Annotated in this window: 24 protein-coding genes; 7 read left to right on the top strand and 17 right to left on the bottom strand. The window is 59.5% G+C overall.

Annotation, left to right across the window (positions count from 1 at the left end; genetic code table 11):
* Positions 1 to 40 precede the first annotated feature (40 nt).
* On the bottom strand, positions 41 to 742 hold the full coding sequence (locus E4Z66_RS14485; RefSeq protein ID WP_136463770.1) for a response regulator transcription factor: 702 nt from the start codon (positions 740 to 742) through the stop codon (positions 41 to 43).
* A gap of 331 nt (positions 743 to 1,073) precedes the next feature.
* Here E4Z66_RS14485 and E4Z66_RS14490 point away from each other — a divergent pair, with 331 nt between their 5' ends.
* Positions 1,074 to 2,672: a phosphoenolpyruvate carboxykinase gene (locus tag E4Z66_RS14490; RefSeq protein ID WP_136463771.1), complete on the top strand. Its 1,599-nt coding sequence runs from the start codon at positions 1,074 to 1,076 to the stop codon at positions 2,670 to 2,672.
* 77 nt (positions 2,673 to 2,749) lie between these two features.
* On the opposite strand, the gene E4Z66_RS14495 is transcribed toward E4Z66_RS14490, so the two are convergent.
* Complete coding sequence (locus E4Z66_RS14495; RefSeq protein ID WP_136463772.1) at positions 2,750 to 3,466, bottom strand: hypothetical protein; 717 nt, start codon at positions 3,464 to 3,466, stop codon at positions 2,750 to 2,752.
* 89 nt (positions 3,467 to 3,555) lie between these two features.
* On the bottom strand, positions 3,556 to 4,479 hold the full coding sequence (locus tag E4Z66_RS14500) for a LysR family transcriptional regulator (RefSeq protein WP_136463773.1): 924 nt from the start codon (positions 4,477 to 4,479) through the stop codon (positions 3,556 to 3,558).
* Between the two features lie 145 nt (positions 4,480 to 4,624).
* Between E4Z66_RS14500 and E4Z66_RS14505 the strand changes: the two genes are divergently transcribed.
* Complete coding sequence (locus E4Z66_RS14505; RefSeq protein ID WP_136463774.1) at positions 4,625 to 4,987, top strand: helix-turn-helix domain-containing protein; 363 nt, start codon at positions 4,625 to 4,627, stop codon at positions 4,985 to 4,987.
* 3 nt (positions 4,988 to 4,990) lie between these two features.
* On the opposite strand, the gene E4Z66_RS14510 is transcribed toward E4Z66_RS14505, so the two are convergent.
* The gene (locus tag E4Z66_RS14510; RefSeq protein WP_136463775.1) at positions 4,991 to 5,758 is read right to left on the bottom strand and encodes a sulfite exporter TauE/SafE family protein; all 768 of its coding nucleotides are present in this window, start codon (positions 5,756 to 5,758) and stop codon (positions 4,991 to 4,993) included.
* A 146-nt stretch (positions 5,759 to 5,904) separates the two neighbouring features.
* Here E4Z66_RS14510 and E4Z66_RS14515 point away from each other — a divergent pair, with 146 nt between their 5' ends.
* From E4Z66_RS14515 to E4Z66_RS14525, 3 genes are all read left to right on the top strand, one after another.
* Positions 5,905 to 7,593, top strand: a complete 1,689-nt coding sequence (locus E4Z66_RS14515; RefSeq protein WP_136463776.1) for an acyl-CoA dehydrogenase family protein — start codon at positions 5,905 to 5,907, stop codon at positions 7,591 to 7,593.
* A gap of 90 nt (positions 7,594 to 7,683) precedes the next feature.
* Positions 7,684 to 8,271 carry a LysE family translocator gene (locus E4Z66_RS14520; RefSeq protein ID WP_136463777.1) on the top strand — a complete coding sequence of 196 codons (588 nt, stop codon included), beginning with the start codon at positions 7,684 to 7,686 and terminating at the stop codon, positions 8,269 to 8,271.
* Between the two features lie 105 nt (positions 8,272 to 8,376).
* Entirely contained in the window at positions 8,377 to 8,877 is a 501-nt protein-coding gene (locus tag E4Z66_RS14525) for a TetR/AcrR family transcriptional regulator (RefSeq protein ID WP_136463778.1), read from the top strand.
* A 7-nt stretch (positions 8,878 to 8,884) separates the two neighbouring features.
* On the opposite strand, the gene recO is transcribed toward E4Z66_RS14525, so the two are convergent.
* From recO to folK, 13 genes are all read right to left on the bottom strand, one after another.
* Entirely contained in the window at positions 8,885 to 9,610 is a 726-nt protein-coding gene (recO, locus tag E4Z66_RS14530) for a DNA repair protein RecO (RefSeq protein ID WP_136463779.1), read from the bottom strand.
* A gap of 82 nt (positions 9,611 to 9,692) precedes the next feature.
* Positions 9,693 to 10,022, bottom strand: coding sequence for a DUF1491 family protein (locus E4Z66_RS14535; protein WP_136463780.1), 330 nt, complete (start codon positions 10,020 to 10,022; stop codon positions 9,693 to 9,695).
* Positions 10,019 to 10,927, bottom strand: a complete 909-nt coding sequence (era, locus tag E4Z66_RS14540) for a GTPase Era (RefSeq protein WP_136463781.1) — start codon at positions 10,925 to 10,927, stop codon at positions 10,019 to 10,021. The genes E4Z66_RS14535 and era overlap by 4 nt, the downstream gene beginning before the upstream one ends.
* Before the next feature lie 31 nt (positions 10,928 to 10,958).
* Positions 10,959 to 11,846, bottom strand: a complete 888-nt coding sequence (locus E4Z66_RS14545; RefSeq protein WP_136463782.1) for a DMT family transporter — start codon at positions 11,844 to 11,846, stop codon at positions 10,959 to 10,961.
* A 15-nt stretch (positions 11,847 to 11,861) separates the two neighbouring features.
* Positions 11,862 to 12,539 carry a ribonuclease III gene (rnc, locus tag E4Z66_RS14550; protein ID WP_136463783.1) on the bottom strand — a complete coding sequence of 226 codons (678 nt, stop codon included), beginning with the start codon at positions 12,537 to 12,539 and terminating at the stop codon, positions 11,862 to 11,864.
* On the bottom strand, positions 12,539 to 13,372 hold the full coding sequence (gene lepB / locus E4Z66_RS14555) for a signal peptidase I (protein WP_136463784.1): 834 nt from the start codon (positions 13,370 to 13,372) through the stop codon (positions 12,539 to 12,541). The genes rnc and lepB overlap by 1 nt, the downstream gene beginning before the upstream one ends.
* Positions 13,373 to 13,426: 54 nt before the next feature.
* On the bottom strand, positions 13,427 to 13,831 hold the full coding sequence (gene acpS / locus E4Z66_RS14560; protein ID WP_136463785.1) for a holo-ACP synthase: 405 nt from the start codon (positions 13,829 to 13,831) through the stop codon (positions 13,427 to 13,429).
* A gap of 6 nt (positions 13,832 to 13,837) precedes the next feature.
* On the bottom strand, positions 13,838 to 14,257 hold the full coding sequence (locus tag E4Z66_RS14565) for an ABZJ_00895 family protein (protein ID WP_136463786.1): 420 nt from the start codon (positions 14,255 to 14,257) through the stop codon (positions 13,838 to 13,840).
* A 97-nt stretch (positions 14,258 to 14,354) separates the two neighbouring features.
* A complete protein-coding gene (locus E4Z66_RS14570) occupies positions 14,355 to 15,095 on the bottom strand; it encodes a pyridoxine 5'-phosphate synthase (protein WP_136463787.1) in 741 nt (246 codons plus the stop codon).
* Between the two features lies 1 nt (position 15,096).
* Entirely contained in the window at positions 15,097 to 15,756 is a 660-nt protein-coding gene (locus tag E4Z66_RS14575; protein ID WP_136463788.1) for a DUF2062 domain-containing protein, read from the bottom strand.
* A gap of 12 nt (positions 15,757 to 15,768) precedes the next feature.
* Positions 15,769 to 17,913: a RelA/SpoT family protein gene (locus tag E4Z66_RS14580; RefSeq protein WP_136463789.1), complete on the bottom strand. Its 2,145-nt coding sequence runs from the start codon at positions 17,911 to 17,913 to the stop codon at positions 15,769 to 15,771.
* Between the two features lie 37 nt (positions 17,914 to 17,950).
* Positions 17,951 to 18,304: a DNA-directed RNA polymerase subunit omega gene (rpoZ, locus tag E4Z66_RS14585; protein ID WP_136463790.1), complete on the bottom strand. Its 354-nt coding sequence runs from the start codon at positions 18,302 to 18,304 to the stop codon at positions 17,951 to 17,953.
* Between the two features lie 42 nt (positions 18,305 to 18,346).
* Positions 18,347 to 18,976 (bottom strand): 2-amino-4-hydroxy-6-hydroxymethyldihydropteridine diphosphokinase, encoded by a 630-nt coding sequence (gene folK / locus E4Z66_RS14590; protein ID WP_136463791.1) that lies wholly within the window; start codon positions 18,974 to 18,976, stop codon positions 18,347 to 18,349.
* Between the two features lie 97 nt (positions 18,977 to 19,073).
* On the opposite strand from folK, the gene E4Z66_RS14595 reads away from it, so the two are divergent.
* Complete coding sequence (locus E4Z66_RS14595; protein WP_136463792.1) at positions 19,074 to 19,649, top strand: LabA-like NYN domain-containing protein; 576 nt, start codon at positions 19,074 to 19,076, stop codon at positions 19,647 to 19,649.
* Positions 19,650 to 19,837: 188 nt separating this feature from the next.
* On the top strand, positions 19,838 to 20,788 hold the full coding sequence (gene ispH / locus E4Z66_RS14600) for a 4-hydroxy-3-methylbut-2-enyl diphosphate reductase (protein ID WP_136463793.1): 951 nt from the start codon (positions 19,838 to 19,840) through the stop codon (positions 20,786 to 20,788).
* Positions 20,789 to 20,895 lie beyond the last annotated feature (107 nt).

Raw genomic sequence — 20,895 nt, forward strand, 5'->3', positions numbered from 1 at the left:
TTCACGGAGTTCCTCTCACCCTCGGCCAGAATAAGCCGCTTTACTCTTCGTTGTAGCGATAGCCGATGCCGTAAAGCGTCTCAATCGCTGAAAAGGTGTCGTCCGCCGTCCGCATCTTCTTGCGGAGCCGCTTGATGTGGCTGTCGATCGTCCGATCGTCGACATAAACCTGATCGTCATAGGCAACATCCATCAACTGGTCGCGGCTTTTCACGAAGCCCGGACGCTGCGCCAATGCCTGCAAAAGCAGGAATTCCGTCACGGTCAGCGACACATCCGTGCCCTTCCATGTCACCGCGTGACGCAGGGGGTCCATGCTCAACTGGCCGCGCACCATAACCTTGGTGTCGTCGCCTTCGACGGTGACCTCACCGGAAATCGCATCCTGACGGCGCAGAAGCGCCCGGATACGTTCCACTAGAAGGCGTTGCGAGAACGGCTTCTTGACGTAATCATCCGCCCCCATGCGAAGGCCGAGAACCTCGTCGATCTCATCATCCTTGGATGTCAGGAAGATCACCGGCATCTGGGTTTTCTGGCGCAACCGCTGCAGCAGATCCATCCCATCCATGCGTGGCATCTTTATATCAAGCACCGCCATGTCCGGCAGTTTCTTGTTGAACGCTTCAAGCGCTGCTTGACCGTCGTTGTATGTTTCGACCTCGAACCCTTCAGCTTCCAGCGTCATGGAGACCGACGTCAAAATGTTGCGGTCGTCATCGACCAAAGCAATCCTAGACATTGCCTGTTTCCCTTACTGCTCAACGCTATTGTTTTTTCGCCATAATCTGCCGTTCCGGTCTGCGAATCAACAACCTTCTGCGAATCGCGGGTGCATTCAGGCGTATTACGGGGCGAAATCGTTGAGAATCACTGAATTGTTGCACAATCGCTTCAGTTGACCCTAACCGTTTCGGCGTGATTGCGCTAAACTTTCCAGTGGTGGCGCTAACTCGCAAAGCGCACCTATTCATTCGCAAACCAGCCGTGTTACATCGACCCCACTTCGCGCAGCGAGAAACGCATCGCGCCAAAGCAAAACCCGCCAAGCGGGGTCTACAGGAGACGAGTGAATGGCAACTGGACGGGTCAACCCGCAATTTCGGCTTGATGATCAAGGGATCACCGGACTGGGCGACGTCTATTACAACCTGATCGAACCAGCTTTGATCGAGGAAGCTCTCAAGCGTGGCGAAGGTGAGCTTGGCAATGGCGGGGCTTTCCTCGTCAGCACCGGGAAATTCACGGGCCGCTCCCCCAAGGACAAGTATGTCGTCAAATCCGCATCGGTCGAAGACAAGATCTGGTGGGAAGCGAACGCTGCGATGTCCGAAGAAGGGTTCGATGCGCTCTATGATGACATGGTCGCGCATATGCAGGGCCGCGACTACTTTGTTCAGGATCTGGTTGGCGGTGCGGACCGTGCCCATGCGATCAACGTTCGCATGGTAACCGAAATGGCATGGCACGGGCTTTTCATTCGCCACATGCTGCGCCGGCCTGAGCGGTCCGAACTGGACGAATTCGTTGCAGACTTCACCGTTATCAACTGCCCCAGCTTCCAAGCGGACCCGGCCAAGCACGACTGCCGTTCGGAAACCGTGATCGCGCTGAACTTCGATCGCAAGATGATCCTGATTGGCGGCACGGAATATGCGGGCGAAAACAAGAAATCCGTCTTCACGCTGCTGAACTACTTGCTGCCTGAAAAAGGCATCATGCCGATGCACTGCTCGGCGAACCATGCGACGGGCAATCCGGTGGATACGGCGATCTTCTTTGGCCTCAGCGGCACCGGCAAGACGACGCTGTCCGCCGACCCGGAGCGGACGCTGATCGGCGACGATGAACACGGCTGGTCCGACCGCGGCACCTTCAACTTCGAAGGTGGTTGCTATGCGAAGACGATCAACCTCAACCCCGAGGCCGAACCGGAGATCTATGCCACGACGTCGAAATTCGGCACCGTGATCGAAAACATGGTCTTCGATCCCGAAACCATGGAACTGGACTTCGAGGATGACAGCCTGACGGCGAACATGCGTTGCGCCTATCCGCTGCACTATATCTCTAACGCGAGTAAGACCGCGCTGGGTGGCCATCCCAAGAACGTCATCATGCTGACCTGCGATGCGTTCGGTGTGCTGCCTCCGATTGCGCGGCTGACCCCGGCCCAGGCGATGTACCATTTCCTGTCGGGCTTCACCTCCAAGGTGGCAGGGACAGAGCGCGGCGTGACCGAGCCAGAACCGACATTTTCCACCTGCTTTGGCGCGCCTTTCATGCCGCGTCGCCCGGAAGTCTACGGCAACCTGCTACGTGACAAGATCGCCCAGCACGGCGCGACTTGCTGGCTGGTGAACACCGGCTGGACCGGCGGCGCCTATGGAACCGGCAGCCGGATGCCGATCAAAGCGACCCGCGCGCTGCTGACAGCTGCGCTGGACGGCACATTGGCGAAGGGCGAATTCCGCAAGGACCCGAATTTCGGTTTCGATGTTCCGGTTGCGGTTCCCGGTGTTCCTGAAGTCCTGCTGGATCCGCGCCGCACGTGGGGCGACCCGGAAGGCTATGACAGCCAAGCGGCAAAGCTGGTGGAGATGTTCTCCAGCAACTTCGAACAGTACCTGCCCTATATCGATGACGATGTGAAAGCCGCCAAGATCGGCTGATCGACACTTTATATGTGTAAAGAAAAAGCCCCGGCGTTTGCGCACCGGGGCTTTTTTGTTGCGGGAGGGACCGCGCGTCAGGCGGCAAGCGCCTCCAACTCGGACGCTGGCAGGTCCATGATGTAACGAATGTCTTCTTCGGCCGCATAAACCATCGTGCCTTCCAACGGCTTGTCCTGACCACGCTGGAACCAGCGCAGGGCCATTGGGTCCACATGCATGTAGCCAAAGCGCAAGGTCAGTCCCTTGATCGCCTGCGGCAATGTCACGAAGCCAAGGAAATAGTCCGCCGACAGTTCGCGCATCGCCGTCAGCATGGCATAGCGCATCAGGAAGCCGATCAGACCGGTGCCGCGATACTCGCCAGGCTCACCGCCGATCCAGACCTCGCCCGAATAAACGATCCGCCCGCTCATCCGCTTGGCCGCAGGACAGGCGCGATAGCGCGAGCGTTCGAAATCGATGTCCAGCTCTGGCGGGGAAAAACCGTGGAAGTTCCGGCGGAAATAGTCGGCAACCGTGGCGCCTTCGGTCGGGAGCAAACGCAGCGCATGGAGGTGCATGATTTTCCCGTTACGATCGCGGCCGACAATCCAGCGGGAATTGGACGCGTTCATATCATGCACATCGGGATCGAACGGATCGCCAAGCGGATGGTCGGATCGCGCCGCTTCGACATATTCCCTGAATTCGTGAAAATCCGTACCGACTGTGAGCGTGACGCCCAGCTTTTCCAAAAGGTCGACGATTACGGCCTCGAACCGATCTTCGGCCTTGAACTCCAACAGCGCCATTGGCCCCTCCTGCTTTCTGCATTCAAGGCTATGTTAACGCACGTTCTTATTTTTGCCGCAATATTTGCTTGCTTGAGGCTAACTTTGCCTCACATCAAAAATTTCTCCGGCATTTGACGCAACATATCGTCAGTCACACCACGTATCTCCACATCATATGTCCTTCGCAGGGCTGAAACGACGGCAAAACTACCGTCTGCAAAGCGTGATCCGAGCAAAAGTCGCTCGTAACAAATAGGCACAGGTCCGCCGATTTCCGTGTTTTGCAGCACGGTAAAGCAGTGATCGAGTCGCAAGGACTGCGTTTGTTCTACTTCCAGGTAGGCCGCATTAACGAGTCGGTCGAATCTACTTCCCCCCGGCAATTGCCCCAGGGGACGCCCGATTGTAGACCGCGCAATCTTCCATCCGAACCACGACATGAAAGAACTTTCCTCGCCGACTTCGGTGAAAACCCAATTCCCATCGGACCGGCGAAACGTCATGCATTTGGGACGCACGGCCTGCATCGCGTCATGCTCGATCTCGCCCCCGGCGTCCGCCCAAGCCTGCAAGCATGTTCCCAGCATGTCGTTGGAGGAGCGGAACACCCCGCCAATCGGATGCTGCTGCTGATAGTAACACCAACCGTCGTCACCGACGATTTTCAGGTGCTGCATCCCGTTGATCATCTGCGAGTTGCCGTTGACCCAGGCATCGGCCTGAGTCAGCAAATCCTCTGCTTCGGGCAGAACCTTGCGGCCCAGATCGGTCAATTCATATTGCCGATCGGCAACATTGAAGAGCGCTCCGCCCTTTATTTCCTCTAACTGAGAGATGTGACGGCGCAATGTTTGGCGCGTACTGCCGAGTTCCCGCACCGCGTGACTAAGATTCAGGGTCTCAGCCAGCGTCGTGAATGACCTCAATATCTCGAACAATAAGGGATATTGCCGAGAACTGACTTCAATATTTGGCGTACTTCCGTCCAAAACCGGCGCACTCCCATCTTCAATGGTATATTTATCACCCATCAGTGGTACATTTATCATACATAACTCTACTATCAGTCAACCATGTATGGACTATTTGTGGTTGAAAAATGGTGAAACTTAACAAATTGAAAGACATTTCAGTTTTACGGAAATTGAGGACAGTTCAACCAGAGGTACTGTAGTTATGTCGCATCCCGTTGATGTTCACGTCGGTAAGAAAATCAAACAAATGCGGGCGCTTCGTCGTCTGTCCCAAACTGACGTCGCCCAAAAGCTGAATCTCTCGTTTCAGCAGATTCAAAAGTACGAGATCGGATCCAACCGCGTTGCGGCCAGCCGGCTCTACGAACTGTCGAAAATTTTCGGTGTCCCGACCTCGTATTTCTTCGAAGGTCTGCCGCAGGATGACTCTGCGAACGATAACAAGGACCTGAATCTTAAGATTTTGGACGCTGTGTCTTCGATCGAAGATGATCAGGTGAAGTCCAGAATCGTGACATTCATCGAAGACGTCGCCGGAGTTTCGGTCGAGCGTAAAGCGTCCTGACGCTCAAACAAATACGCCGCGCCGCACAAGGTTGACCCCTGCCAACAGCAGGACCACCAAAGTGGCGCGGCGGAACGTCTCTTGATCGATCCGATCATGGACCATCAGCCCGGCAATCATGCCAAGAATCGCTGGTGGCACGAGGCACAAGGAAAACAACGCCGTTTCCAGCGTGAACACGCCGGAGAACACGTGCGCGAAGACAAGCACGATCGCCCCCAATAGGTATATCACGCCCTGCACCTGGATTTGCAGGTTCTTTTCAGTGTTCAGCGCCGTGAGGTACGACACCGTGGGTGGCCCCCAAACCCCTGCGATCCCGCCGAAGAACCCCGCGAACGCACCGATTCCAATATCAAGCCGCTTGGTCTGAACCGTTCCAGCGGGCCGCCAGCCCAGAAGCTGGCTCAACACGAATATGATGATCGGGATGCCCAGCATCAGGAAATAAGCGCTTTTCGGCACCAACGGCACGACTTGCGCGCCCAAGATCAGAAACAGACCGCCCGCGGCCAGAAACCAGCGGAACCGACCCACGGCCTGAGCCGCGGCATCCACGCCGGACCGCAACGCCTGATGCATATTCGTGATGACAGTTGGCAGAATCAGCCCGGCCAGCGCCAGTTCCGGCGCGATCAGCGATCCCAGCCCGGAAACCAGAATCAGTGGCATGGCAAAGCCCACAACGCCTTTGACGAACCCCGCAAAGAAGGCGATGCCAAGTGCCGCGACCCAAAGCCACAGTGGAAAAGTCTGAAAAACGGTCTCCATTCCTGTGCGATAGCATGCTGCATCAGCAAGTACAGCGGCAAAACAGAACGAAACATTAGGTCACTTTCCCTATGTGTTTGCGCATTTATGTTGCGCTGCACCTGCAAAATGAATAAGTCGTTCGGGAACGAGAGTGGAGTATCACAATGGCGCATGACGGTCAGGATTTGACGATGGACAACACTGTAATTTTGCCGGATCTGCTGGCAAAGACGGCCGCCGCGCTGGAGCCAGTTCGGCGTATCACGCTGGCGGCGACCGAACAGGTGCGCGGCCTTGTGTCGAAGGACGGGAAGGTCTCTGCCGGGTTGATCGAAGCGAACCAGACCGCAGCCCATGGCCTTGCATGGCTTGCCACATATGCGGAAAGCCTGACGCAGATGCAGAAATGGGCCGAGGCGCTTCAGGCGCAGGGCAATTTCGGCGAGATCGATCAGCTGATCCATCAGATCGCTTTCGGCGAGTATCTTTTGCAGATCCACGGCGGCATCCAGATGAATCAGGGTGAGGTCATTCGACTTCAGGATCTGGGTTTGGATCAGGACGCACAAAGCGGCTTGATGGATCCTGCCGTGACGCAACTGACCCAAGGCGGCAACACCCAGGCGGCACGTTTGCGCCTTGTCGAACTGATGCAGGAGCAAGCCGCCAATATCACCGTGGGCACCACCGGTCTGGACGAAGAGCTGGAGATGATCCGCGAACAGTTCCGCCGCTATGCCGTCGAGAAGGTCGAACCCTTCGCCCATGACTGGCACCTCAAGGATGAACTGATCCCGCTGGAGGTCATCAACGAACTCGCCGAAATGGGCGTCTTCGGGTTGACCATCCCCGAGGAGTTCGGCGGCTTTGGCCTGTCGAAAGCGTCCATGTGTGTCGTGTCCGAAGAACTGTCGCGCGGCTATATCGGTGTCGGCTCGCTTGGCACACGGTCCGAGATCGCGGCAGAACTGATCATCGCCGGTGGCACGGATGAACAAAAGGCAAACTGGCTGCCCAAGCTGGCCAGCGCCGAAATTCTGCCCACCGCTGTTTTCACGGAACCCAACACGGGGTCCGACCTTGGCTCTTTGCGCACGCGCGCGGTCAAAGATGACAATGGCGACTACAAGATTACCGGCAACAAAACGTGGATCACGCACGCAGCCCGGACCCATGTCATGACGCTGCTGGCGCGGACCGACCCGGACACGTCCGATTACAAGGGGCTATCCATGTTCCTTGCCGAGAAGACCCCCGGCACGGATGAGGCCCCCTTCCCGACCGAAGGCATGACCGGCGGCGAGATCGAAGTTCTCGGCTATCGCGGCATGAAGGAATACGAACTTGGCTTCGACAACTTCCACGTCAAAAAGGAAAACCTGCTGGGCGGGGAAGAGGGCAAAGGCTTCAAACAGTTGATGGAGACCTTTGAGTCCGCGCGCATCCAAACGGCGGCGCGTGCGATTGGGGTTGCTCAATCCGCGCTCGACATCTCCATGCAATATGCCGAGGACCGGAAGCAGTTTGGCAAATCGCTGATCAACTTCCCCCGCGTCGCCAACAAGCTGGCGATGATGGCGGTGGAGATCATGGTCGCACGTCAACTGACCTATTTCTCGGCTGTGGAGAAGGATGAGGGCCGCCGCTGCGACCTTGAGGCTGGCATGGCGAAACTGTTGGGCGCGCGTGTGGCTTGGGCGGCTGCCGATAATGGCCTGCAAATCCATGGCGGCAACGGTTTTGCGCTGGAATACAAGATTTCGCGCGTTCTGTGCGATGCCCGTATCCTGAACATCTTTGAAGGCGCGGCTGAAATTCAGGCGCAAGTCATCGCGCGGCGCCTTCTGGCCTAACCGCGCCAGTACGTGACCCAGATAAAACCGAGGGCGCGGCCACCATGGCGGCGCCCTTGACCATTTCGGGGCAGCCGTCAGACTGATCTTATGCTGTCCTTCGCCGCCGCCGTCTTTTTCCTGATCATCACGCCCGGTCCCGGTGTTCTGTCGGCCGCGGGTGTCGGCGCGGCTTATGGCTTTCGGTCCGGGTTGCGCTATGTGCTGGGCCTGTTCATCGGCAACAACCTTGTGATCCTTGCCGTGGTCAGCGGACTTGCCGCATTGATCCTTGCGACCCCGGCGATCCGTACGGTGCTGTTCGTCGCCTCCACCTGCTATTTGCTGTATCTGGCGCTGCGAGTTGCCTTCGCCGGATCGAAAGTGGCCTTTGTCGAAGCGCAGTCGGAACCGGGGATCATGACCGGAATTCTGCTGCAACCGATCAATCCCAAGGCCTATGCGGTCAATACGGCCCTGTTTTCCGGCTTCAGCCTGTTTCCAGACGCGCTGGCCACCGAAATCCTGTGGAAGCTGGTAATTGTGAACGTGATCTGGGTGCCGATCCATGTGGGCTGGGTCTGGTTTGGCGACACGTTGAAACGGTTGGACCTGCCGGAGCGCACACATCGCCGGATCAATTACGCGATGGCGGCATCGATGCTGCTTGTCGTGGCCATCGCCGCACTGTCGGCGTGAGGCGTGTTTCTACCTATGATTGCAGTGCAACAAGTGGCAATTCGCCGCCGATCGAAACCCGTCTTGCCCATTGCGCGACTCAAGACGGCTGCGTAGGGCAGAACTATGGCGAGCAAACGTAAAACACCGCAGACATGGATCGATGCCGGATTGGCAGCTCTCAAATCCAAGGGGCCGGACGGCGTGCGCGCCGAAACGCTGGCCCGCGATCTTGGTGCGACCAAGGGATCGTTCTATTGGCACTTCAAGGACGTGCCTGCGTTTCACGACGAGGTTCTCAAAGCGTGGAGCGCGCAGATTCAGGCCCGGTTTGAAAAGGCGCTTGGCTCGGGCGATACGCCTGTCATGCAGCTGCGCGCCTTGGCGAAGTTTCGGCAGACGCCGCTGGATAGCGCCGTGCGCGCGTGGGCGGCGCAGGACAGCCGGGCACAGAGTGCGGTGACACGGGTGGATAAGGCGATGCTGTCCCAGATCAGCGACTTGCTGACGGAACTTGACGCAACGCATCCCGATTTTCCGGGCCTGATCCATGCCGCCCTGATCGCCGCGCCGAAAAAGGGCAGCCACGCGGAAACACTGATCGATCTTCTGTTGGTGCTGAAGTAAGCGGTCGCTAGATCTGACGCATGAAGGCCGTGATGAAGCGGTCGCGCGCTTCCGGCAAGGGCCGGTTTCCCATCATCGGCGCCATATGTTCTCGTAGGAAAAATCCTGTGGTTTCAAGCGCCTCCGCGATTTCCTCATCGCTGGCATCCCCCTTGCGCAACATCACGGGCGGCAGCGGAAGCAGGCGGTCAGCCCATTCGCCAGCGCCTTGCCGAGACACCGCCCGGCCCGATTTCGGCGAGACGTAGATCAGGTTCTCTTGCGACCCGGTCACCGCACAGCCCGCAAGGTCAAGGCCAAAGCCAAGCTCTTCCAGAAGCGACATCTCCCAGCGCAGGTAGGCCAGCGGCCAGATATCTGGCTCGCCCAGCAGATCGAGGACACCGACTGTTTGCCGGTAGAGCGCGCCATGTTCTTCGCGTTCGGGCAAAGCGAAACTGAGCAACGCAGTCACCGCATTCAGTCCCGCCAGCGCCAAACGATTGTCAATCACGTTGCCCGCCCGCGACCGCAGAACTTCGGTTTTGAAACTGCCGATATGTTCTTCCAGACGGGCCCGCCAGACCACATCCAATTGCGCGCCGGGCTGGAGCATCGGTGCCAGCTTTCGAGACGCACCACCGCGCACGACGCCAGCGTGGCGGCCGTGTTCAGCCGTGAATACTTCCACGATTGCACTGCCTTCGCCGTGTGCCCGCGCCGACAGTAGGATGCCTTCATCCCGCCACTCCATGCGGATGAGTATCTTGGAGAGATTCGGCCAAGTCTACTAAACTGTGCACAGGGGTTAATAATTCGCGACTGATTATGGCTTGTTAGCCAAGCCCGTCATCATCCAGAAGGTGCCGCCCGGCGCGGTCTTCGACTTCGATCACCCAAAGATCCGGGTCGAAACCACGCTGGCGGGCCAAGCTGGCATCCACATCCGCTTCCGCACCTTCGTTCAGCACCTGCCAGTGGCGCGCGCCGGTCTCCAGGTCGAAGCCGCGTTGGAACAGCCGTGCCTGCCCGTCCAGCGTATTGAGCTTGACCAGAACCGCGCCGCCGGTGTCATCGCCATGGGCGGTAACGAAGGCCGGAATATCGTGAAATCGCAGCCGCGCCAGATAGGCATCCACCCAAAACCGGGCGGTGAGCCGCGTCACGAATTGCCGTCCTTGAAGTCGAGACCCATCTCGGAATAGCGCTCTGCTTCTTCCTGCCACTTCTCGCGGACTTTGACTTGCAGGAACAGGTGAACCTTGCGGCCCAGGAATTCTTCCAGCTCGATCCGTGCGGCTTGGCCGACCGCCTTGATGGTTTCGCCCTTTTTGCCCAGCAGGATACCCTTGTGGCCCGGACGCGAGACATAGACCACCTGATCGATACGCGCAGAACCGTCCTTACGCTCTTCCCAGTTTTCGGTTTCGACCGTCAGTTGGTAGGGCAGTTCCTGATGCAGCCGCAGGGTCAGCTTCTCGCGAGTCATCTCTGCCGCGATCATGCGCATGGGCAGATCGGCGATTTGATCTTCTGGGTACAGCCACGGGCTTTCCGGAAGCTGTTCGGCCAGCCAGCGCCGCAGGTCGTCGACGCCATGCCCCTTTTCGGCAGAGATCATGAAGGTCTCGGCGAAATCGAACATCTTGTTCAACTCATCGGCCAGCCCCAGCAAAACCGGCGCTTCGACCCGGTCGATCTTGTTGATGCCCAGCGCCACAGTCCGGCCTTCGGACACCGTCCGAAGTTGGTCCAGCAGGCGCTTCACACCTTCGGTGACGCCACGATGCGCTTCCACCATCACGACGATCACATCGGCATCCGCGGCCCCGCCCCAAGCGGCCGTCACCATGGCCCGGTCCAGCCGCCGTCGCGGCGTGAAAACGCCGGGCGTATCCACGAAGACGATCTGGCTGTCGCCTTCCATCGCCACGCCGCGGATACGCGCGCGTGTGGTCTGCACCTTATGCGTGACGATCGACACCTTCGCGCCCACCATCCGGTTGAGCAGCGTGGACTTGCCCGCGTTGGGCTCTCCGATCAGGGCGACGAATCCGGCGCGTGTGGTCATGGGAACGATCCTCGAAATCAAGGTCGGGTCTTTAGCGCGGAACGCGGCGTCGCGCCAGCCCTTGCTCCCGCCAAAGTGAAAAGACACCGGCGGCAACGATCAAACCCGCACCGATCAGCGTCATCGTATCGGGTCGCTCGTCAAACAGGGTAACGGCCAAGATCAGCGCAACGATCAGGCGGAAATACCGGAACGGCGCGACGACGCCGACATCGCCCGTGCGCATCGCTTTGGTCAGGGCGGTATAGCCTGCAACCCCGGCAATCGCGGTGCCGCAGATCAGCAGCCCGGCTTGCGGCGTGGGCAAGGTCGGCGGCCCGGCCTCAAACGCGAGGATCAGCACACCGGCAAAGGTGACGACGGCAAAGCCAAGGATACCCAATTGAGCGGCATGGGTGCCCGGCGGCGCTGTGCGCGTGGCAAGATCGCGCCCGGCAAAGCCAAGCATACCCAGCAGCGCAAAAATCGCGTTCGCCTCCATCCCTGACGGGGTCGGACGGATGATAAGAAGCACCCCCAGAAGGCCAACCGCCATCGCAGCCCAGCGTAACGGTCCGATCCGTTCCCCCAGGACGACGGCAGCGCCCAGCATCACGACCAGCGGCGCGGCCTGCAGGATCGCGGATGTGGTCGAGAGCGGCGTATAGGCCAGCGCCAACGCAAAGAAGACACGGCCTGTCACCTCGAACCCGGTGCGGATCAGCAGGTTGCGCTTAAGGTATTCGGGCGACCACAAAGGCACATTCTTGGCCCGCGCATAGCCCGCATAGAGGATCAGCGCCAACAGCCCGAACTGGATGGTGCCCATACCCGCTGAGACCCCTCCCGTCGCGGTCGCCGCTTTGAAAAACGCATCCTCGATCCCGAAACCGAGCATCGAAAGCACCATCCAGAAGCTGCCACGCTGGTTATCGGTCATCCGGACCGCCGGGCATTACGCGAGTTGGTCCAACAAAGCACGCGCGGCACTTTGTTCGGCCTGCCGTTTCGACCCGGCCGAGGCCGAGCAGCTCTCGCCCGATTTCAGGAAGACCGTGATCTCGAACAAGGGGGCGTGATCGGGGCCGGAGCGCGACGTTTCCTCATAGCGTGGCGGGGGCAATCCGCGCGCCTGAGCCCATTCCTGCAAGGTTGTCTTGGGATCACGCGCGTCCTCCTTGACGGTCTCGACACGTGTGGACCAAAGCCTGAGAACGACGGCCCGCGCGGCCTCGAACCCGGCATCAAGATAGACCGCCGCGATCACCGCCTCCATCGCGTCGCCCAGCAATGCCATCTTGCGACGTCCGCCAGACAGCATCTCGGACCGGCCCAGCCGCAATACCGCGCCCAGTTCGATCTCCTGCGCGACATCGGCGCAGGTTTCCTTGCGCACCAAGGCGTTGAAGCGCGGGGCAAGCTGGCCTTCGCGGGCGTCCGTGTCGCGGGTCAGCAGCGCTTCGGCCATGACAAGGCCCAGAACCCGGTCGCCTAGAAATTCCAGCCGCTGGTTGTCGGTCTTGCCCGGCGTGGAGCGCGAGGCGTGAGTCACCGCTTCGATCAGCAGGGCGGGCTGGCGAAAGTCGTGGCCCAGCCGCCGCGCGAAATCAGAGAGTTCCGCCGACAGCTTCACTAGATCGCCTTGAAGTAACGATCGGAACGCCACGTCCAGAAGAACAGCATGGATTTGCCGGAGGACGAGAACATCACGCGGTCGGCGCGTCCAATCAGGTTCTCGAACGGCACGAAGCCCACGCCGCCCGCATTGCGCGCAAAACGGCTGTCGAGAGAGTTATCGCGGTTGTCGCCAAGGAAGAAGTAATGGCCTTCGGGCACGGTATAGATACCGGTATTGTCCGATTGCTGCTGCGCGATATTCAGCACCGAATAGCTGACCCCATTGGGCAGCGTTTCGATGTTGCGCGACTTTTCGCAGACGCCGCCCATGCCCACCGGGCCGTTTTCGCAGCGTGGCCGATTGCTTTGACCGCCTTGCAGCGCCATCACCTCGCGGAAGGCCCCGTCAGGTTCCTGCGGTACGGTTTCGCCGTTCAGCACGACCTTGCCGTTGACCATCTGCACCTTGTCACCGGGCAGGCCGATCAGGCGCTTGATGTAGTCGCGGCCGGACACGGGATGGCGGAACACGATCACATCGCCGCGTTCAGGCTCGCCTCCGAACAGGCGCGTGTTGTCGCCGTCAAAGACGCCGCAGATGTCCTGTGCATCGATATCCACCCCAAGACGCGGGATGATGACAGAGGGGCAGGAGGCATAGGAATAGCCATAGGCCATCTTGTTGACGAAGAGGAAATCCCCGATCAGCAGCGTTTCCTTCATCGACCCGGAGGGAATCCAGAATGGCTGAAAGAAGATGGTCCTGAACACGCCTGCGATCAGGAGTGCGTAAACGATGGTCTTGATCGTCTCGACGATGCCACCTTCGCTTTTGGTTTTCTCTGTCATTGGACCTGCTCTGTCTGGGTGTCCCGCGCTTCATGAAAGCCGGGCGGTTGGGTGTCAAGAAGTCTTGGGCCGCGCCTCTATTACGACGAAGGCTTGCGCCCAAGGATGGTCGTCCGTCAATGTGACATGAATTATCGCGTCGTGGCCCTCTGGGGTCATATCGGCCAACCGTTCGGCGGCCCAGCCCGTCACATGCATGATGGGCTGCCCGGTCTTCAGGTTGGACACCGCCATGTCCTTCCATGAGATGCCCATGCGCAGCCCGGTGCCCAGCGCCTTGGAGCAGGCTTCTTTCGCGGCCCAGCGCTTGGCATAGGTGCCGGCAACATCGGCGCGTCGTTCGGCCTTGGCCTGTTCGATTTCGGTGAAGACCCGGTCGCGGAAACGATCACCGAACCGATCCAGTGTCGCCTGAATACGTTCGATATTCGCCAAATCCGTGCCAATTCCCAAAATCATCGCGGCTCACCCGGCACTTTTCGCGCCAGCCTTCGCGCCAACGCCGAGGAACCACCAATTGGTCAGCAAGGTGACGATCAGAACGAAAACACCGAGCATCACCAGAAAGTTCGCCGGAACGGCGCGGAACAGTTCGGCCATGGACGGCATTTGCATCAAGACGACCATGAACACCCCGTTGATCGCCGCAACGATCAGCGTGGCAGAGAACGCGGCCCCCCAAAGCGCCCGGCGTTCAGGTGCTTTGCCTGTGGCGCGCGCTTGGTTCTGCCCCTCTGCCAGCGCGGCGATCATCGTCGGGATGACCGAACCAGCGCCTGCGGGAAAGTCAAAGCCAAGAAAGGTCGCCATTGCCCATGCCAGTGCGGCCAAACCGATCACGGTCAACACATAAATGCCCGCGTAGCGAAGGTATGAAATCTGCATCGTCTTTATCCCTGTCTCGCCGCGCCGAGTAACGGCAAAGCGGTCTTGTGTCCTCATTCCGGCGCATGGCCGTTTTTTCCGGTATCCGCCGCAGGCGTTATCCCCGCGCTTCATCCATCAAGCGGCGCATTTCCGCAATCGCCGGTTTCAGGCCCAGAAAGATACTTTCGCCGATCAGGAAATGCCCGATGTTCAGCTCTTTCACCTCAGGGAAGGCCGCGACGGGCGCGACTGTCTCATAGGTCAACCCGTGTCCGACATGCACTTCCAGACCAAGCCCGTGGCCGAACGCAGCCATGTCGCGCAGCGCCTCCAACTCGCGGTCGCGCTGATCGAAATGCCCATCATGGTGCGCATCGCAATAGGCCCCGGAATGCAGTTCGATCACCTGAGCGCCGATGCGGTTGGCGGCTTCGATCTGGCGCTGATCCGCTGCGACGAAGATCGACACGCGGCACCCGGCATCCCGCAGCGGCGCGATGAAATGGGCCAGCCTGTTCTCTTCCCGGGCGACATCCAGACCGCCTTCGGTCGTCCGCTCCTCCCGCTTTTCGGGTACGATGCAGACCGCGTGCGGTTTGTGCCGCAGCGCGATTTGCTGCATCTCGTCAGTGGCGGCCATCTCGAAGTTGAGCGGCACGGTCAGCGCCTCCATCAAGCGTTCGATATCGGAATCCGCAATGTGGCGGCGATCTTCGCGCAAATGCGCGGTGATTCCGTCCGCGCCCGCATCCTCTGCCAGCTTCGCGGCCCGCACGGGATCCGGCATCGCGCCGCCACGGGCGTTGCGAACGGTTGCCACGTGATCGATGTTCACACCAAGACGCAGATGATCCATGTCAGTCCCCCATTTGCTCCGCCTTCTTCTTGGCGGCGGCGGCCTTGGCTTTCAAGGCCTCGAATTTGGCTTTGATCGCGCCCTTGCGACGCTTCTGATAGGCCCGGATGAGCGGCAAGGCGATGTAATACCCGACACTCGCCGTCACGATTCCCGGAAGAATACCGCCGATCATGTAGGGAAAGAAAACATCGTCATAGAAGATGCGCAGGTTGGACCAATCGGCTTTCTGTTCGTCGAACATGGCAAAGAAATTATGGCTCAAATCCCGGCCGGCATTGACAAAGGCCTGTCCGAACCCGGTGTGCTCATGCTCGCGCATGCGGGTGCCAAGCAGCCAATGCCCGGTTTGCAACGACACGACGCCGATGGGGACATAGGTCAACGGGTTGCCGAAGAAGGTCGCCATAAGGGAGGCCAAAACGTTACCGCGCATGATCAGCGCCATCAGGCCCGCGACCACGAAGTGCAGACCATAGAATGGGGTGAAGGTGGTGAACAGCCCGGCCCAGATGCCACGCGCGATGCGTTCGGGGCTATCGGGCAAGCGGCGCACCCGGTGCTTCACATAGTGAAACGCACGCCCCCAGCCGCCGCGCGGCCACAAGAAGTGCCGGACCGCCTGCCAGAAAGGCCGTTTGTCGCGGCGCTTGAACACCAATCTAAGTCCGCCTTACTTAACCCCGGTCAGCACCGCCGAGGGCGCAGACACTGTTTCATCCCGGAATCGGTCAATGGAAGCCACGTCACTTTCCGCCTCAAGCGCCCGCATCAGCGTATGCAGGTGCATCAGGTCCCTCAATTCCACGTAGATCAACAATCTGTAAAAGTCTGGTTTCCGGTCGAGGAAAAGCAGATCTGAAATATTCGCGCCGGTCTCCCCGATCAGGGTACACATCCGGCCCAACACGCCCGCGTCGTTCGAAATGGTCAGGTCCAGCACGCTGTCATAGACGGCGGGGTGGCTGCCTTCGTGCCAGCGCAGATCGACCCAACGCTCCGGCTGGTCCTCGTATTCGGTCATGCGCGCGCAATCGATGGAATGCACCACAACGCCCTTGCCGCGGAACGTGATCCCCACGATCCGTTCCCCCGGCAGCGGTTTGCAACAAGGGGCCCGGTCGAACCGCTGGCCGGGGCTCAGACCGATCACGGCGCGGCGCGTATCGACCTTTTCGCCCTCGGGCGGGGTCAGTTCCGGGTAAACGGCCTGCACCACCTGCTGGCCGGTCAGTTCGGAGGACCCCAGCCGCGCCAGAACCTCTTCGCCGGAGGACAGGCGCAAGGTTCGCGCGGCGGTATCCAGCACCTTTTCCGTGACCCGCTTGCGCACATGCCCGAAGGCAGAGCGCGCCAATTCGCGGCCCAGTTTGACGAACTGGTCGCGATCCTGCTGACGCAAAGACCGACGGATCGCGGATTTCGCCTTGCCCGTGACTGCAATATCCAGCCACGTGGCCTGCGGCGATTGCCCTTCGGCGGTGATGATCTCGACCGACTGGCCGTTCTTGAGCCGCGTCCACAGCGGCACACGCATATGATCGACCTTGGCCCCGACACAGGCTGTGCCGATCCGTGTGTGAATCGCGAAGGCAAAGTCGATGGGCGTCGCGCCACGGGGCAGCTTGATGACTTCGCCCTTTGGGGTGAAACAGAAAACCTTGTCGGAATACATCTCCAGCTTGACCGCTTCGAGGAAATCTTCGTGATCCTCGTCGCCGTCGAACTGTTCCGTCAGTTGGCTGATCCACTTGGCCGGATCGACGGCGAAATCATTCTCCGCCCGCTGCCCGTCCCGGTAGGACCAATGCGCCGCCACGCCGCTTTCCGCGACCTCATGCATCAACTGGGTGCGAATTTGCACCTCGACCCGCTTGCCGTCGCGGCCCAGCACGGTCGTGTGGATGGACCGATAGCCGTTGCTTTTGGGCTGACTGATATAGTCCTTGAAGCGCCCCGGCACCGCCCGCCAGCGCTGGTGGATCGCGCCAAGCGTCCGATAGCAGTCTTCCTCACTCTGCGTGATGACGCGGAACCCGTAGATGTCGGAAAGACGGGAAAAGCCCATCTCCTTTTCCTGCATCTTGCGCCAGATCGAATAGGGCTTCTTCGCGCGGCCGATCACATCGGCCTCGATCCCGGCCTTGCCCAGCACCTTCACCATGTCCTTGGTGATCCGCTGGATCACATCCCCGCTTTCCTTCTGAAGCGTCAGGAAGCGCCGCATGATGGAGGCCCGGCCCTCGGGGTTCAGAACCTTGAAAGCGAGGTCTTCGAGTTCCTCGCGCATCCACTGCATCCCCATACGCCCGGCCAGCGGCGCATAGATATCCATCGTCTCGCGCGCCTTCTGGCCCTGCTTTTCGACGCGCATGGACTTGATCGTGCGCATATTGTGCAGACGGTCCGCCAGTTTGACGAGGATGACCCGAAGGTCACGGGACATGGCGATGAAGAGCTTGCGGAAATTCTCGGCCTGCTTCGTCTCGACGCTGGAAAGTTGCAGGTTGGTCAGTTTGGTCACACCATCCACCAGCCGCGCGATCTCGTCCCCGAATTTCTCGGCGACGATGGCATAGTTGGCTTTGGTGTCTTCGATCGTATCGTGCAGAAGCGCGGTGATGATCGTGGCGTCGTCAAGCCGCTGTTCGGTTAGAATCGCGGCGACTTCGACCGGGTGGGTGAAATAGGGCTCTCCCGATTGGCGGAATTGCCCTTCATGCATCTGCTCGCCGAATTCATAGGCTTCGCGGATCAGATCAGCATTGGTCTTTGGATTGTAGGCACGGACCAGTTCGATCAGATCGTCTGCTGTCATCTCTGGTCCGCCACCTCTACGCGGTGGGTGGGCGCCCTCAGCCCTGCCCCTGCGCTGCCATCAGCTGCCGCAGCAGCGCTTCTTCGGACATGGTATCTTCGTCCGGCTTGTCCTGTTCGGCCCCCATCAGAAGCGCCATTGCGTCTTCTTCCGGTTCATCGACCTCAATCTGGGTCTGGTTGGATTCGATCAGACGCTCGCGCAGTTCATCCGCGCTTTGCGTTTCATCGGCAATCTCACGCAGAGCAACAACAGGGTTCTTGTCATTGTCCCGGTCGACCGTGATTTGCGCGCCGGAGGAAATCTCGCGGGCGCGGTGCGCAGCCAGCATCACCAGGTCAAAACGATTTGGGACTTTGTCGACGCAGTCTTCAACAGTGACGCGGGCCATTGGCGGACTCCAACTGTTCAGTTTGTTCCAGAAGAGGCTTATTTAGGTCCAATCCACGGGATATACAAGCCGTTTTACAGCGTCCCGCTCCGCCTGCGGCAACATATCAAACATTTCGCGAACCGTTTTGCCGGTCAGCGGATGCACCCAGTCGGGCGCGACCTCTACCAGGGGGCCCAGAACGAAGGCCCGGTCCTGCAATCGAGGATGCGGAAGCAGCAGTTCATCGGGCGTGCGGCGCACCTGCTGATCCAGCGGCAAAGCCATCCAATCGCTGACTGTTTGCGCGTCCGGCAAGACCTGGTCGCCCAGCGCGATCAAATCCAGATCAAGACTGCGCTGCCCCCAGCGCTGAAGCCGCTCGCGCCCGGCGGCGGCCTCCACCGCGTGCAACTGCGCCAGGACTTCGGGCGCGGACAATTCCGTGTCCAGAACGAAGGCTGCGTTGATGTAGTCGGGCCCGGCGCCCGGCGGGAAACATGGGGTCTCGAAAAGGTGGCTTACAGACCGAATCACCCACCCGTTATTGGCGAACTCCCGAATAGCCCAAATAACGGTTTCCCTAGCGTCACCCTCAACCGACGGCATGTTTGCACCCACTGCAATCAGTGCTTTTGACCGGAATTGAGGCAGAACAGTGCCGTTTTGTGACTTACAACTGTCTTGCGACATTTACCAAATCGCCTAGGTTAATGCGGACGGTTTGCGCACATTAACACTCACTCACGGACAATCCAGCCGCGAACCGTTTTCGAAAAGGACATTTTGGATGTTTTACAAGGACGAACGGCTTGCGCTGTTCATTGACGGTTCGAATTTGTATGCGGCCGCGAAATCCCTGGGCTTCGATATCGACTACAAGCTGCTCAGACAGGAATTCATGCGTCGTGGCAAACTGCTACGTGCCTTCTACTACACAGCGCTGCTGGAGAACGACGAGTATTCGCCCATACGGCCCCTCGTCGATTGGCTTAACTACAACGGCTTCACGATGGTGACGAAACCGGCGAAAGAGTACACCGACTCTGCCGGTCGCCGGAAGGTCAAGGGAAACATGGACATCGAGCTCGCAGTCGATGCCATGGAACTGGCCCCGCGCGTGGATCATATCGTGCTGTTTTCCGGCGATGGCGATTTCAAGCCATTGGTGGAAAGCCTGCAACGCCAAGGGGTGCGGATTTCTGTCGTTTCGACAATTCGCAGCCAGCCGCCGATGATATCGGACGAACTGAGACGCCAGGCGGACAATTTCATCGAACTCGATGAATTGCGCGAGGTCATTGGGCGCCCGCCGCGCGAAACCACGGCGGATCACCCCAGAGAGCGCGAGGCCGTTTCAGAGTAATACCTGACCGCAACGCGCACCGTGCTTGGACTTCACGGCTATGCGTTCGCTAACAGGTGTTTTTTACGGTTCTGTGACAGGCCGACGGAAAATTGATCTTGCACGCGGCCCAGAACACCGGGCCCGTGCAAGACCCGTTCTGGACGCCCAGCGCAAATATACCTAAGTGTCCCGCAAGGAGCCTTGCGATGACCAAACCCCCTCTCACACTTTATCTGGCTGCGCCACGCGGCTTTTGTGCGGGCGTGGACCGCGCCATCAAAATCGTCGAACTCGCGATCGAGAAATGGGGCGCGCCTGTCTATGTCCGGCACGAGATCGTGCACAACAAGTTCGTTGTCGATGGGCTGCGGGACAAGGGGGCCGTGTTCGTCGAAGAACTGGACGAATGTCCAACGGACCGGCCCGTCATCTTTTCGGCCCATGGCGTTCCCAAAGCGGTGCCTGCCTCTGCCGAAGCGCGCAAGATGATCTATGTCGATGCGACTTGCCCCTTGGTCTCCAAAGTTCATATCGAAGCCGCCCGGCACCATGAGGCCGGTCTGCAAATGGTAATGATCGGCCATGCCGGCCACCCAGAGACCGTCGGCACCATGGGTCAATTGCCCGAAGGCGAGGTTCTGCTGGTCGAAACCGTCGACGATGTCGCCCATGTCGAGGTACGCGACCCCGATAAGCTGGCCTTCGTGACGCAAACCACGCTTTCAGTCGATGACACGGCGGATATCGTCGCCGCGTTGCAGGCACGCTTCCCCCAGATCGTCGGCCCCCATAAGGAAGACATCTGCTACGCCACCACCAACCGCCAGGAAGCAGTGAAGGCGATTGCGCCCAAATGCGATGCCATGCTGGTCGTGGGCGCGCCAAACTCCTCCAACTCCCGCCGCTTGGTCGAAGTGGGCCGCAAAGCGGGCTGTGCCTATGCGCAACTGGTGCAGCGGGCCACGGATATCGACTGGCGCGCCTTGGACGGCGTGCGCAGCGTCGGGATCACAGCGGGGGCATCGGCCCCCGAACAACTGATCGAGGAAGTCATCGCGGCTTTCTCCGACCGGTTCGACGTGACCTCCGAGCTTGTCGAAACCGCGCAGGAAAGCGTGGAATTCAAAGTGCCGCGCGTGCTGCGCGAACCGGCCTGAACCGGGTGACGGGGTTTGGGGCTTGCCCCAAGGCCTGCGTGGCCTGAACGCAAATCTTCATATGCGCCCCTTGCGGGCGCTCCGGCAGGTCACGCGCCCGCTTGAAG

This window comes from Aliishimia ponticola, assembly GCF_004803475.1.
Lineage (GTDB): Bacteria > Pseudomonadota > Alphaproteobacteria > Rhodobacterales > Rhodobacteraceae > Aliishimia > Aliishimia ponticola.

Excerpts from the sequence above, each read along its gene's own strand:
- E4Z66_RS14485 (WP_136463770.1), bottom strand. The coding sequence starts at position 742 with ATGTCTAGGATTGCTTTGGTCGATGACGACCGCAACATTTTGACGTCG.
- E4Z66_RS14490 (WP_136463771.1), top strand. The coding sequence starts at position 1,074 with ATGGCAACTGGACGGGTCAACCCGCAATTTCGGCTTGATGATCAAGGG.
- E4Z66_RS14495 (WP_136463772.1), bottom strand. The coding sequence starts at position 3,466 with ATGGCGCTGTTGGAGTTCAAGGCCGAAGATCGGTTCGAGGCCGTAATC.
- E4Z66_RS14500 (WP_136463773.1), bottom strand. The coding sequence starts at position 4,479 with ATGGGTGATAAATATACCATTGAAGATGGGAGTGCGCCGGTTTTGGAC.
- E4Z66_RS14505 (WP_136463774.1), top strand. The coding sequence starts at position 4,625 with ATGTCGCATCCCGTTGATGTTCACGTCGGTAAGAAAATCAAACAAATG.
- E4Z66_RS14510 (WP_136463775.1), bottom strand. The coding sequence starts at position 5,758 with ATGGAGACCGTTTTTCAGACTTTTCCACTGTGGCTTTGGGTCGCGGCA.
- E4Z66_RS14515 (WP_136463776.1), top strand. The coding sequence starts at position 5,905 with ATGGCGCATGACGGTCAGGATTTGACGATGGACAACACTGTAATTTTG.
- E4Z66_RS14520 (WP_136463777.1), top strand. The coding sequence starts at position 7,684 with ATGCTGTCCTTCGCCGCCGCCGTCTTTTTCCTGATCATCACGCCCGGT.
- E4Z66_RS14525 (WP_136463778.1), top strand. The coding sequence starts at position 8,377 with ATGGCGAGCAAACGTAAAACACCGCAGACATGGATCGATGCCGGATTG.
- recO (WP_136463779.1), bottom strand. The coding sequence starts at position 9,610 with ATGGAGTGGCGGGATGAAGGCATCCTACTGTCGGCGCGGGCACACGGC.
- era (WP_136463781.1), bottom strand. The coding sequence starts at position 10,927 with ATGACCACACGCGCCGGATTCGTCGCCCTGATCGGAGAGCCCAACGCG.
- E4Z66_RS14545 (WP_136463782.1), bottom strand. The coding sequence starts at position 11,846 with ATGACCGATAACCAGCGTGGCAGCTTCTGGATGGTGCTTTCGATGCTC.
- lepB (WP_136463784.1), bottom strand. The coding sequence starts at position 13,372 with ATGACAGAGAAAACCAAAAGCGAAGGTGGCATCGTCGAGACGATCAAG.
- acpS (WP_136463785.1), bottom strand. The coding sequence starts at position 13,831 with ATGATTTTGGGAATTGGCACGGATTTGGCGAATATCGAACGTATTCAG.
- E4Z66_RS14565 (WP_136463786.1), bottom strand. The coding sequence starts at position 14,257 with ATGCAGATTTCATACCTTCGCTACGCGGGCATTTATGTGTTGACCGTG.
- E4Z66_RS14570 (WP_136463787.1), bottom strand. The coding sequence starts at position 15,095 with ATGGATCATCTGCGTCTTGGTGTGAACATCGATCACGTGGCAACCGTT.
- E4Z66_RS14580 (WP_136463789.1), bottom strand. The coding sequence starts at position 17,913 with ATGACAGCAGACGATCTGATCGAACTGGTCCGTGCCTACAATCCAAAG.
- rpoZ (WP_136463790.1), bottom strand. The coding sequence starts at position 18,304 with ATGGCCCGCGTCACTGTTGAAGACTGCGTCGACAAAGTCCCAAATCGT.
- folK (WP_136463791.1), bottom strand. The coding sequence starts at position 18,976 with ATGTCGCAAGACAGTTGTAAGTCACAAAACGGCACTGTTCTGCCTCAA.
- E4Z66_RS14595 (WP_136463792.1), top strand. The coding sequence starts at position 19,074 with ATGTTTTACAAGGACGAACGGCTTGCGCTGTTCATTGACGGTTCGAAT.
- ispH (WP_136463793.1), top strand. The coding sequence starts at position 19,838 with ATGACCAAACCCCCTCTCACACTTTATCTGGCTGCGCCACGCGGCTTT.